The following is an 11,129-nucleotide window of genomic DNA, read 5'->3' as shown; positions in this document are numbered from 1 at the left end:
GGTGACTGGGGACTGGTGACTGGGGACTGGTGACTGGTGACTGGGGACTGGTGACTGGGGACTGGTGACTGGGTAATCAATTTTATGTTTTCTAATCAACTATTCCCAATTCCCAATTCCCAATTACCAATTCCCAATTCCCAATTCCCAATTCCCAATTCCCAATTCCCAATTCCCAATTCCCAATTCCCAATTCCCAATTCCCAATTCCCAATTCCCAATTACCCATTACCAATTACCAATTACCAATTACCAATTACCAAATAAAAAATTCATGCAAAGTCAAATAGCTAACACTACGATCATTGAACAAAATCGTCATGGGACTGTAGATGCCCATCATGAAGCACATCCAGATCATCGTTTATTTGGTTTGGTCGTGTTTCTTATTGCTGAAGGTATGATTTTTATGGGTATGTTCGGTGCTTATTTAGCTTTCCGTTCTACCTTACCTGTCTGGCCACCGGAAGGTACACCAGAGTTAGAACTGTTGTTACCTGGTGTGAATACTATCAATTTGATCGCCAGTAGTTTTGTCATGCACAATGCTGATACTGCCATCAAAAAGAATGATGAAAAGGGAATGCGTACTTGGTTAGCTATTACTGCGCTGATGGGTGCGATTTTCTTGGTAGGCCAGGTTTATGAATATACTCATCTGGAATTTGGTTTAACTACCAATCTTTTCGCTAGTGCGTTTTATGTTCTCACCGGCTTTCACGGTTTGCACGTAACCATAGGGGTTTTAGCGATTTTGGCAGTGTTGTGGCGATCGCGTACTCCCGGACACTATAGCAATGAACATCATTTCGGCATAGAAGCCGCTGAATTATACTGGCACTTTGTGGACGTAATCTGGATAATTTTGTTCGGATTAATCTATTTACTGTAGGTATTTATTTTGTGGTTATTCACTCCACTTGAATTCCAGTCCCCCATCCAGGGGGTTTTTTTGTTGCTGGTGATTGGTGATTGAACGGGGCGTTTTTTAGAACTTACACCACTTGTAAAAGGAATATCAGCTAACCAGAATTCACCCGGTTGTATAGTTGTCATAAAGTCCTTCGTCTTCTGGAGTGTAGCCTTTTAAAAATGCGTCATGGCTGCGAGTACCTATGGGAGAATTTGGTTTTGGTTGGATAGTAATTATCCAATTTCCTGCTCCTATACTTTCTGTTAAATATTCAGGTAAAGTAAATTTTTCCCCTGGTTTAAGTTCAATTTCATAAGTTATATTAACTACTTGATTTTTCATAGTTTTTGGGAGAATGTGAGTGCATTTTTACAATACCGTTTCTTTGTGAGTAAGGCTGCGCTAACCTATTTCTTTTTGTGTGTCTTTTGCTTTAACCTGCTTGTCGCCCCTCAACAAGCAAACTCTGAGCAGGATATATATTTTTCATTTGCGGAAATACGTTGATTAATTTTGATGTTAACTCCTGTTGGTATCGTTTTCTGGCTGTTATTTCATGTGATTTTGATCAACTCCATAGCTGTCCAGAGGAAATAAATCTCTTACCTCCCCTGCTTGCTTCATTGCTCACAATTATCTCTCTCTTCTGCATTAATCCATAATTATCAATTATCAATTTTCAATTATTTTGACGTGGTTTTTTCTTGGAAACTGTAATGATTGGTAATGGTGGAGTAGAGGGTTGAGGTGGTAAATAATGTTGCACCACAGTTTCCTCTGGCATGGGGGGTTGCTGCTGCACCCGCCATAATTTAAAGGCTAAAGCTACTACTGTTGTTCCTAAACCAAAGGTGAATAAAGACCAGCTATCATCTAAACCCCCAATCAGTGCATCTACTATACCCATTGTAACTAATACACTAATGATAGGTTCTTTCCGGTAGGCTGACTTCAAAAAACGAGGTAATATAGCGTTCATCACAGCTTTCTTTCCGCTAACTTTTCTTGTAAATTGTTCCACAATAGCGCAATTGCTATTCAATTATCATTTCTAGCTATCAAGTCATCTCACATTATAGTTTTCTGGGTTCAAAATAGATGTGGGGTAATTCACCATACTCTATACAGATATTGCGCTACTTTTTCCATAAATTAAAACCAGCTGGTTGATCCAACTGGTTTTTACTCTTCTAATTTCTAGCTTACATCTGAAATCGTTGGCTTGTGGTGGAAACTATTTCAAACCCAACCAAGCAAGTACACCTTGATTAGTGACATATTCAATCACGACCATTAAGATAAAACCAATCATAGCTGCACGACCGTTTAAACGTTCAGCATATTCGTTGAATCCAAACTTGGGTTCTTCTAATTTGGGGGTGACGGTTGGTTGTGGTTGTGTCATGATCAAAAGTTCCTCTCTGAAACAATGGTGATTGGCAAACGAAACTTAACTGTCTTTTCTGAAATAGTGATGGGGTTTGAGCTTGAGATTCTTATGCAAGTTCTTATGCAAGAATCTTGGATAGCGTGATACAAACCCTTGCTTTACAATTTTTAATGTTTCTTTATCTATTGTAAGAACTGTGGAAGATTCGTCAAGGGAGGAGCGATCGCTAAATTTGCAATTTTGAATGATTGAATACGGACGGAGTGGAACAAATACTGCACTCTAGAGTGAATCATAGTGAATCCAAAATTATTAGAGGTTAATTAGAGGTTATAAATAAATGGAAATCGGTGTACCTAAAGAAACTAAAGATCAAGAATTTCGGGTGGGTTTGAGTCCTTCTAGTGTGAGGGTTCTCACGGAAAGCAGTCATACTGTGTTTGTAGAAACTATGGCTGGTGATGGTGCTGGATTTACAGATGATGATTACCGTAGTGCGGGAGCAAAAATTGTTGATACAGCAGAATCTGCATGGCATCGGGAGATGGTTGTTAAGGTCAAAGAACCTTTAAAAACAGAGTATAAGTTTTTGCGAGAAGACCTGTTATTATTTACTTATTTACATTTAGCGGCTGATCGGCAATTAACAGAAAATTTGATTGATGCTGGAACTTGTGCGATCGCCTATGAAACTGTAGAACAACCAGGAGTAAATAGACTACCTTTGCTCACGCCCATGAGTATTATTGCTGGTCGGTTAGCTGTACAATTTGGGGCAAGATTTCTAGAACGTCAACAAGGTGGTAGAGGTGTACTTTTAGGCGGTGTACCTGGAGTTAAACCTGGTAAAGTCGTCATTTTAGGCGGTGGTGTTGTGGGAACAGAAGCCGCTAAAATTGCTGTAGGTATGGGTGCTGGAGTACAAATTTTAGATGTGAATGTAGAACGGCTATCTTATTTAGAAACTTTATTTGGTTCTAGAGTAGAATTACTTTATAGCAATTCTGCCCACATTGAAACCGCAGTTAAAGAAGCTGATTTAGTCATTGGTGCAGTGTTAATACCAGGTAAAAAAGCACCTATTTTAGTATCTCGTGAATTGGTGAAACAAATGCGTCCTGGTTCGGTAATTGTGGATGTGGCTGTTGATCAAGGTGGATGTGTGGAAACATTACACGCCACATCTCACACCAATCCAGTATATATTGATGAAGGTGTGGTACATTATGGCGTTCCTAATATGCCCGGTGCTGTACCTTGGACTTCTACTCAAGCGTTAAATAATAGTACCTTGCCTTATGTTGTGCAGTTGGCTAATTTGGGTGTGAAAGCTTTAGAAGTTAACCCCGCTTTAGGTAAAGGTTTGAATGTGAAAAATCATCGTTTAGTACATCCCGCTGTACAAGAGGTTTTTCCTGACTTGGGTAAATAGGTGACAGGTGACTGGTGACTGGTGACAGATATAAGTTTTTTGAGAGTTTGCCTGTTGCTGTTGTTCTTGTGTTTGCGCGAGGGGGTGGGTGTAAAAAATGGATGTTGTCAAAAAATGCCTGTATCTCTTGATAGGCTTGACTTTGAGGCTATTCATGTTCTCTAGACCCTCGCGCACCTTACACAGACTGGGTTTCAGCCTCCTGCTATTGCAATTCAAATTAAGTAAGTCGGCTTGAAAAAACCGAGGTATGTTACAAAAGGTAAATCCCCTGAAAGTCTCTTCCCTCTTGCCTTTTGCCTTGCCATAACGATAAATTTTAACGCCTACCTACTTACTCCCTATTAGGGATTGAAACTTAAAATATTGCCAACCTCTGCTTTCATTGGCTAATAAATTGCAATTCAAATTACTCCTATTAGGGATTGAAACAAATTATTTTCTCTGTCTAATTCCTTTTGATGGTTCAAATACAAATTGCAATTCAAATTACTCCCTATTAGGGATTGAAACCACCTATTGCATACATTTCCTTGCCCCTATTTTTTTACCCGCTTATTTTCTCAAATTATTGCCACATCTCATCTTCAACCGTCTTGTCACCCGTTAAGGATGCTCCCATTAATTCTGGAAGGTTCTGCTTTCAATAATAGCAGATGCAGAGCCTCTATGATGGCATTCCTAGTCGGATACTGGGAAAGAGAGACGAGAGAACGGCTAAAGGCGAAATATAAGCAATTTTTATCTATTTTTTTATATTTCTCTTGTTAATGAATTGATAAAAATTTGGTTACAAGAGCAAAAATTAAGAGATGATAGAGTTGATTGTATTAAAGGAAGATAATTGTCACCATGAATCAATTATTAGATGAATCACTGTCTTTGCAAGTTGCCGAAAGTATCAAAAGTAAAGCGAAAAAACCTTTTGATAATGCTTATAAAGCAGTTTTAGCAACCGAAGGTGCAAAGTATGTTCAAGGTTTTATAGTTTTTAGTGGTCATCCATTCAAACCTGTTGAACACGCTTGGATTGAGTTAGAAAATGTAATTATTGATCCGACTTTTCCTCATTTAAAAAGAAAAGCAGAGAACATTTGGTATTTTCCTGCTCAAAGTTTGACTGTGAAAAAGCTAAAAGCAATTATTGAAGAATCAGAGGAAGATTATCCTGAAGATGATCCTTTACCCATTTATGGTGATGCACCTTATGAATATTATGGGGATGTAATGTTAGGTGATCAAAAATATTTGGATGCTTATCAAGCTGCTGAGGTTAAATGTCGAGAAATTAATGGTTTAGATGCGGAGAAAAATTAATATTAAATAGGAGTCAGGAGTCAAGAGAGGAGGTAGGGGAGGAAAAGTTTTTGAATAATAACTAATGACTAATAACTAATGACTTTAATACGATTTACCATCACTACCAAAGTATTCTCTGTAGCTGCAAATTTTATCACCGCGCACATCAAAGGCAACTGCAACCCGATTTTTATAAGGTTGTCCTAATAAGTTGCCTTCATCCCGAAATTCAAAAATAACTGTTTTTTCGTTGCTGGTAATGTTGTCTAAAGAAGTTAGCTTTAGTCCAGGTTTAAAGGCTTCAGAAACATATTCAAAAAATTCTTTTGCTCGTTCTTTACCTGTATTTAAACCTTGAAATTTACCCATTGGAAACCAAAAGGTAAAATCATCGGTAAGCATATCAAGAAAATTTTGCCATTCACCAGTGGCTAAACCTTGTTTAAAATGCTCAAATGCTTGTTGAGCAGTTTTTAAAGTGTTTTCTGATGTATTCTTCATTTATGTTGTTATCAATTATCAATTATCAATTGATCAAAGAAGCGATCGCAGTTCCGTTATAGTTTTACTTGATAGTTTTACTATGGTTGTGCGATCGCCCTAATTAATTGACACCTAGCCAAAGGAATCAATTCATCAATTATTATATTTCTGATCTTGTGAATATTGGGTGTAGTGTTATACCCATCAGGTGTCTCACCCCACGTTGATAATTTACAGCTATTTTCAGGTAAATAAACCACATTTTGATTTAGGTTTCGCGTCAACATGTGGTCTAAAGATATGAAAACTGCTGTAACAACCACCTTATTGCAATTTTCACCACTCAAAGGTTACACACCTTTTGAGGGGATGGCAAGATAGTAATCTACATCGTAAGATTATCTATCTTCTTCTCTTCGTGTTCTACCCTTCGGGAACACCTTTGGTGAACGTTTTTTCCTAGTTCATTATTTAGCAATGTCCAATAAAATTAAAATACTGGACATTGCTATTAATTTTATTGGAAAAAGCCCATCAACTTGTCGAATAAACCACGTAAAAAGCGCATAAACGAAGGTTTAGGTACTTATTACACTGATTTAATTATACCTAACCTTTGTTTAATTTCTTCAGCTAAATTTGCTAAAGCTACCTCTATTTGTTCACCTGTTTGTAAATCTTTGAGTGATGATTTTTCCGCTGCTGCTTCATCAGCACCAATGATCACACAAAATCTAATTCCCTGTTTATCTGCGGATTGAAATTGTTTACCCAATTGTTTTTTATCAAAATTGGTAACAACGTTAATTCCTGCTTGTCTTAATTGTTGTGATACCTTTAAATAAACAGGCATTAAATCTTCCTGCATATTCACTACCATTACCTGCGCTGGTGTGGGTGGTAATGTATTCAAAATCCCTGCTTTTAACAAGCGACTAATTAACCGCGTTAAGCCGATAGAAATGCCAACACCCGGCATTTTTTCCCCTAAAAACATTCCTACTAATTCTTCATATCTGCCACCAGAACAGATACTACCTAAAGCTTCATGTCCAATTAAACTTGTTTCGTAAACAGTTCCTGTATAATAGTTTAAACCACGAGCAATAGATAAATCAATACAGAAACGTTTATCAGCAACTCCTAAATCTCTGACTCCATTAATTACGGTTTCTAGTTCACTGACTCCTAAATTAAATTCTTCGGCTGATGGTAAGTTTAAACCTAGATATTTGAGTTTATCTAAAACATCATCAACGCTACCATCTATTTTGATAAACTCAATGATTTTCTCTGTTTGTTCTGAAGAAATACCTTCTTTTTCTAACTCTTGTTTAACTTTCGTTTCGCCGATTTTTTCTAAGTTATCAATGATGCCAATACAAGCTTTAATTTGGTTTTCAGCTACTCCTACAGATTGAAAGAACCCAGTGAGAATTTTTCTGTTGTTGATGCGAATGACAAAATCACCGATATTAATAGCTTCAAATATTTCGGTGATAATTGCTGGCATTTGGGCATCATATAATAAACTGAGTTTACCACGAGCCACAACATCAATATCACATTGGCGAAACTGCCGAAAACGTCCATCTTTTGCTCGTTCTCCCCGAAAAACTACATCCATTTGATAACGCGCAAAGGGAAAAGTTAATTCATTTAAATGCCGGGCAATATAAGCAGCAAAAGGAACAGTTTGATCAAATTTTAAAGCTCTTGCTTCTGAACCTGTTTCCCCAGATTTATCTTTTTCTGCTTGGCGATTTGGTGGTAAAATTGGATCAATACCATATATTATATTATCACCTTGATTTCCCTTGGCTTGCAGCACTTCTAACCTTTCTACTGCTGGGGTTTCAATGGGTGTAAAACCATAACTTTCAAAAACTTTACGAATTATATCTAATAAATATACTTCGAGACGCTTTTCGCTGGGAAGAAATTCGGGAAAACCGCTAGGAGTGGAAAAGTTGATTTTGTCGCTTTTTGCCATGCTTTTACCTTGTTGGTGAATAAGTAGTTATCATACTAAATTACAGCTATTTTCAGGTAAATGAACCACATCGTGATTTTGGTAATTGGTAATTGGTAATTGGTAATTGGTAATTGGTAATTGATAGATTTCTTTCTGTCACCTGTCACCTGTAACCTGTCACCTGTAACCTGTCACCTGTAACCTGTCACCTGTCACCTGTCACCTGTCACCTATCACCTATCACCTGTCACCTATCACCTATCACCTGTCACCTATCACCTGTCACCTATCACCTATCACCTATCACCTATCACCTATCACCTATCACCTATCACCTATCACCTATCACCTATCACCTGTCACCTATTCTGAATCATGAAACCACCAAGGATCTTTACTGGTGTTCATTTTAATCAAAAAGGCTTTTTTTCTGAGGAAGCGTTTTAAACCAGCAGGACCCATGCGCGAACCTCCTAAACCAGAAAATTTAAAAGCGTTTTTTTCTCCTTCGTGCATTATAGCTGTTAAACCGGCATCATTAATACTAATAGCTCCTACATCTAATTGCATTCCAATTTCTAATGCTAATTCTGCTGATTCTGCAAATATAGCAGCACTCAATCCATAAATAGAATCATTGGCTAAATCTATGGCTTCTTCAATACTAGAAAAAGGCATTATTGGCATAATTGGACCAAAGGTTTCTTCGTTCATGATTTTCATAAAATGGTGAACGTTGGTGATTACTGTGGGACGACACCACCAACCACCACCTATTTCTTCTACTTTACCACCACAGTGAATTATTGCTCCTTTGTCAACGGCATCTTTTAAATGTTCGTTAATAATTGCTGCTTGTTTTTCAGAAATGATTGGTCCTATTTCTCCGCTTTCAATTGTGGGATATGCTAGTTGCAAACGATGGGCTTTTGTGACTAATAAATGATAAAATTCTTCATATATAGATTCAGCTACATAAATTCTTTCAATTGATAAACATGATTGTCCTGTGTTGACGACAGAACCCCATAAAATTGCGGAAGCTGCTAAATCTAAATCTGCTGATTCTAAGACAATTGCGGGATCTTTTCCACCTAATTCTAAGTATGCGGGAATGAAGTTTCTAGCGGCAGTTTCTGCTACTACTCTTCCTGTTTCTACACTACCTGTAAAACAAATTAAATCTACTTCTTCTATTAAAGCCGCTCCTGTTTGTCCTGCACCTTCGACAAAATTTAAGGCATCTCTTAAATGGGGAATTGTATTTAATTTTGTCATCAAAGGTGCAACAAACCTGGGTGTAAGTTCACTCGGTTTTACTATCACCGCACAACCTGCTAATAAGGCGGGAATTGTATCAATTGTAGATAATAAAAGGGGAAAATTCCAAGGGCTAATTACACCAACTAGGGGGTAAGGAACAGCAGTTTGATGTAAAGCAATAAAGGGAATAGATGTGTTTTTGGCGGTTTCTTGTAATAGCTGGGGAGCTAAATTACACCATCTATCAATGCTATTTAAAAAAGAGTCTATTTCTAATATTGATGTTGCTAATCTACCTGTATCATTGACTAAGGCATCTGTTAATAATTTGCGTTCTGTTAATATCGCTTGTTTCCATTGTTTTAATGCTTCAATTCTACCTTCTATACCGATTTCTTGCCAAGCATTTTGTCCCCTACGGAGTCGATGACATTGCTGAGAAAGCAATTTCGGGGGTGGGGGAATGATGACATAATCAAATTTACCTGTGCGGGGGTTGCGGACTTCTATGGGTTTTGTCATTGGCAGGAACAGGGACTAGGGACTAGGGACTAGGGACTAGGGACTAGAGAATTATTTATTCTTCAAATTATGGTCAGTAGGTTAGAAAGTGGATATATCCCCAACTTATTCAAGAAGTCGGGGATCTGGGTATTATGTTTTTAGGTTATCATAATCAGGACTTACGCAAAAGGGAACGAAAGTAGGGGTAATTCATGAATTACCCGCAAGAATAAGGTTTTCAGTCACATCTTCCGTAAGTCCTAATAATATTAGATTTTATAGTAGATATTGACAACTATTGTTTCATAAACAAATATGAACTTAAATTTACCTATCCTTAACCAAATCGCTAACTGCAAAAACTTACTCATTGCGGGGATGGGAGGAGGTTTTGATATTTTTTGTGGTTTACCGATTTACTTTGAGTTGCGAAGTTTGGGAATAAAAGCTCATCTTGCTAATCTGAGTTTTTCTAACATTCAGTAAATGCTCAAAATTATGCAAAAACGACCATGAAGAATTGCAGAAAAAATTTCTTTACCTTTACCTTAAATTATTATAACTGACGAAAAATATCTATTAAACCGTGAAATTAAGGTATTATTAAAGATGTTAACTGTATGATTTTGGTGATGTCTACTTCTCAAAAATTGCGGGAATTACTCGCAGGTTCGGAAATTATTGTTATTCCCGGTGTCTATGACTGTCTGAGTGCGAAGTTAGTAGAAAAAACGGGTTTTCCAGTTGCTGCTACTAGCGGTTTTGGTATTGCTGCTTCTACCTTGGGTTTACCTGATTATGGTTTTCTCACTGCTACGGAAATGTTTTATAGTGTGGGAAGAATAACCCAATCAATTAATATACCATTAATTGCTGATTGTGATACTGGTTATGGTAATGCTTTAAATGTAATGCGGACGGTAAAAGATGCGGTACAAATTGGTTTAGCGGGGATAATTTTGGAGGATCAAGAATGTCCTAAAAAATGTGGTCATTTTGAAGGTAAGCGAGTTATTTCTATGCAGGAACACGCGGGAAAAATTCGTGCTGCTGTAGATGCTCGTGGTGATAGTGATTTGGTAATTATAGCCCGAACTGATGCACGCGCACCGTTGGGTTTAGAAGCAGCTATTGAACGGGGAAAATCTTATATTAATGCGGGTGCAGATGTTTTGTTTATCGAAGCTCCCCAATCTGTGGCAGAATTAGAAATCATTGCTGATTCTTTTCCTGATATTCCTTTAGTTGCTAATATTGTGGAAGGTGGAAAAACACCGGAAATTACAACCGCAGAATTACAAAGTTTGGGTTTTAAAATTGTCTTTTTTCCCTTGACTGCGCTGATGGTTGTCACTGAAGTAATGAGTAATTGTTTTCAACATCTAAAAGAACAGGGAAATACAGCTAATTTATCGGGTTTGATGGGTTTTCAAGATTTTCAAAATTTGATGGGTGTTCCTCAATATTTGCAAGTTGAAAAGAAGTATAAAGAGTAAGTTGGTGATTGGTGATTGGTGATTGGTGATTGGTGATTGGTGATTGGGAAAAATCAACTTTTAACTATCACCACATTGATCAATCTTTGGAGTTAGACTAAATAATAACAGCATACAGTGATTAATTATGGTTAACTCTCCTTTAGTTTTAACAACTATCCCCACTGATACTTGGGTAGAAGCAACTTGGGAAGATTTTCTCACTTTTGCAGTTCAAGGAGTCAGGAGTCGTAGGGGCGAAGCATTCGGAAAATAGCCTGTGATAAAAATTGATAATTTATCGTCCGAATGCTTCGCCCTTACAGGAAAATAGCCTGTGATAAAAATTGATAATTTATCGTCCGAATGCTTCGCCCTTACAGGAAAATAACCTG

13 protein-coding genes are annotated in these 11,129 nt (G+C 37.4%); 6 read left to right on the top strand and 7 right to left on the bottom strand.

The features are described 5' to 3' along the window. Window positions 1-91 precede the first annotated feature (91 nt). The gene (locus FFR48_RS20315) at window positions 92-229 is read right to left on the bottom strand and encodes a hypothetical protein (RefSeq protein ID WP_162501923.1); all 138 of its coding nucleotides are present in this window, start codon (window positions 227-229) and stop codon (window positions 92-94) included. Between the two features lie 45 nt (window positions 230-274). Here FFR48_RS20315 and FFR48_RS20310 point away from each other — a divergent pair, with 45 nt between their 5' ends. Beyond that, a complete protein-coding gene (locus tag FFR48_RS20310) occupies window positions 275-892 on the top strand; it encodes a cytochrome c oxidase subunit 3 (RefSeq protein WP_137668628.1) in 618 nt (205 codons plus the stop codon). A 141-nt stretch (window positions 893-1,033) separates the two neighbouring features. Here the strand turns inward: FFR48_RS20310 and FFR48_RS20305 are convergent, their stop codons facing one another. The 3 genes from FFR48_RS20305 to FFR48_RS20295 all read right to left on the bottom strand — a co-directional run bounded on the left by FFR48_RS20305 (window position 1,034) and on the right by FFR48_RS20295 (window position 2,318). Continuing rightward, window positions 1,034-1,255 (bottom strand): hypothetical protein, encoded by a 222-nt coding sequence (locus FFR48_RS20305; RefSeq protein ID WP_137668627.1) that lies wholly within the window; start codon window positions 1,253-1,255, stop codon window positions 1,034-1,036. 337 nt (window positions 1,256-1,592) lie between these two features. After that, the gene (locus tag FFR48_RS20300; RefSeq protein WP_096572734.1) at window positions 1,593-1,892 is read right to left on the bottom strand and encodes a hypothetical protein; all 300 of its coding nucleotides are present in this window, start codon (window positions 1,890-1,892) and stop codon (window positions 1,593-1,595) included. A 255-nt stretch (window positions 1,893-2,147) separates the two neighbouring features. Next, a complete protein-coding gene (locus FFR48_RS20295) occupies window positions 2,148-2,318 on the bottom strand; it encodes a CAB/ELIP/HLIP family chlorophyll-binding protein (protein WP_096569692.1) in 171 nt (56 codons plus the stop codon). A 325-nt stretch (window positions 2,319-2,643) separates the two neighbouring features. On the opposite strand from FFR48_RS20295, the gene ald reads away from it, so the two are divergent. Next, on the top strand, window positions 2,644-3,735 hold the full coding sequence (ald, locus tag FFR48_RS20290; protein WP_137668626.1) for an alanine dehydrogenase: 1,092 nt from the start codon (window positions 2,644-2,646) through the stop codon (window positions 3,733-3,735). 852 nt (window positions 3,736-4,587) lie between these two features. Further along, on the top strand, window positions 4,588-5,052 hold the full coding sequence (locus FFR48_RS20285) for a hypothetical protein (RefSeq protein WP_137668625.1): 465 nt from the start codon (window positions 4,588-4,590) through the stop codon (window positions 5,050-5,052). Between the two features lie 84 nt (window positions 5,053-5,136). Here FFR48_RS20285 and FFR48_RS20280 read toward each other — a convergent pair whose 3' ends face one another. The 3 genes from FFR48_RS20280 to FFR48_RS20270 form a co-directional block, all read right to left on the bottom strand. Next, window positions 5,137-5,535 carry a nuclear transport factor 2 family protein gene (locus FFR48_RS20280; RefSeq protein WP_137668624.1) on the bottom strand — a complete coding sequence of 133 codons (399 nt, stop codon included), beginning with the start codon at window positions 5,533-5,535 and terminating at the stop codon, window positions 5,137-5,139. Between the two features lie 571 nt (window positions 5,536-6,106). Next, window positions 6,107-7,510 (bottom strand): histidine--tRNA ligase, encoded by a 1,404-nt coding sequence (gene hisS, locus FFR48_RS20275; protein WP_137668623.1) that lies wholly within the window; start codon window positions 7,508-7,510, stop codon window positions 6,107-6,109. Window positions 7,511-7,855: 345 nt separating this feature from the next. After that, entirely contained in the window at window positions 7,856-9,277 is a 1,422-nt protein-coding gene (locus FFR48_RS20270) for an aldehyde dehydrogenase family protein (protein WP_137668622.1), read from the bottom strand. 297 nt (window positions 9,278-9,574) lie between these two features. On the opposite strand from FFR48_RS20270, the gene FFR48_RS20265 reads away from it, so the two are divergent. From FFR48_RS20265 to FFR48_RS30200, 3 genes are all read left to right on the top strand, one after another. Beyond that, window positions 9,575-9,745, top strand: coding sequence for a hypothetical protein (locus FFR48_RS20265; RefSeq protein ID WP_162501922.1), 171 nt, complete (start codon window positions 9,575-9,577; stop codon window positions 9,743-9,745). Between the two features lie 146 nt (window positions 9,746-9,891). Further along, window positions 9,892-10,755 (top strand): isocitrate lyase/PEP mutase family protein, encoded by an 864-nt coding sequence (locus tag FFR48_RS20260; RefSeq protein WP_137668621.1) that lies wholly within the window; start codon window positions 9,892-9,894, stop codon window positions 10,753-10,755. A gap of 127 nt (window positions 10,756-10,882) precedes the next feature. Next, a complete protein-coding gene (locus FFR48_RS30200; RefSeq protein WP_255427218.1) occupies window positions 10,883-11,011 on the top strand; it encodes a hypothetical protein in 129 nt (42 codons plus the stop codon). Window positions 11,012-11,129: the final 118 nt, after the last annotated feature.

This window comes from Sphaerospermopsis reniformis, assembly GCF_005402885.1.
Taxonomy (GTDB): domain Bacteria; phylum Cyanobacteriota; class Cyanobacteriia; order Cyanobacteriales; family Nostocaceae; genus Sphaerospermopsis; species Sphaerospermopsis kisseleviana.
Note: the sequence above shows the minus strand (reverse complement) of the source record. Positions and strands in the feature narration are given on the sequence as shown.

What these genes read in the sequence shown, in the direction of transcription:
- FFR48_RS20315 (WP_162501923.1), bottom strand. Translation starts at nt 229, where the DNA reads ATGGGTAATTGGGAATTGGGAATTGGGAATTGGGAATTGGGAATTGGG.
- FFR48_RS20310 (WP_137668628.1), top strand. Translation starts at nt 275, where the DNA reads ATGCAAAGTCAAATAGCTAACACTACGATCATTGAACAAAATCGTCAT.
- FFR48_RS20305 (WP_137668627.1), bottom strand. Translation starts at nt 1,255, where the DNA reads ATGAAAAATCAAGTAGTTAATATAACTTATGAAATTGAACTTAAACCA.
- FFR48_RS20300 (WP_096572734.1), bottom strand. Translation starts at nt 1,892, where the DNA reads ATGAACGCTATATTACCTCGTTTTTTGAAGTCAGCCTACCGGAAAGAA.
- FFR48_RS20295 (WP_096569692.1), bottom strand. Translation starts at nt 2,318, where the DNA reads ATGACACAACCACAACCAACCGTCACCCCCAAATTAGAAGAACCCAAG.
- ald (WP_137668626.1), top strand. Translation starts at nt 2,644, where the DNA reads ATGGAAATCGGTGTACCTAAAGAAACTAAAGATCAAGAATTTCGGGTG.
- FFR48_RS20285 (WP_137668625.1), top strand. Translation starts at nt 4,588, where the DNA reads ATGAATCAATTATTAGATGAATCACTGTCTTTGCAAGTTGCCGAAAGT.
- FFR48_RS20280 (WP_137668624.1), bottom strand. Translation starts at nt 5,535, where the DNA reads ATGAAGAATACATCAGAAAACACTTTAAAAACTGCTCAACAAGCATTT.
- hisS (WP_137668623.1), bottom strand. Translation starts at nt 7,510, where the DNA reads ATGGCAAAAAGCGACAAAATCAACTTTTCCACTCCTAGCGGTTTTCCC.
- FFR48_RS20270 (WP_137668622.1), bottom strand. Translation starts at nt 9,277, where the DNA reads ATGACAAAACCCATAGAAGTCCGCAACCCCCGCACAGGTAAATTTGAT.
- FFR48_RS20265 (WP_162501922.1), top strand. Translation starts at nt 9,575, where the DNA reads ATGAACTTAAATTTACCTATCCTTAACCAAATCGCTAACTGCAAAAAC.
- FFR48_RS20260 (WP_137668621.1), top strand. Translation starts at nt 9,892, where the DNA reads ATGTCTACTTCTCAAAAATTGCGGGAATTACTCGCAGGTTCGGAAATT.
- FFR48_RS30200 (WP_255427218.1), top strand. Translation starts at nt 10,883, where the DNA reads ATGGTTAACTCTCCTTTAGTTTTAACAACTATCCCCACTGATACTTGG.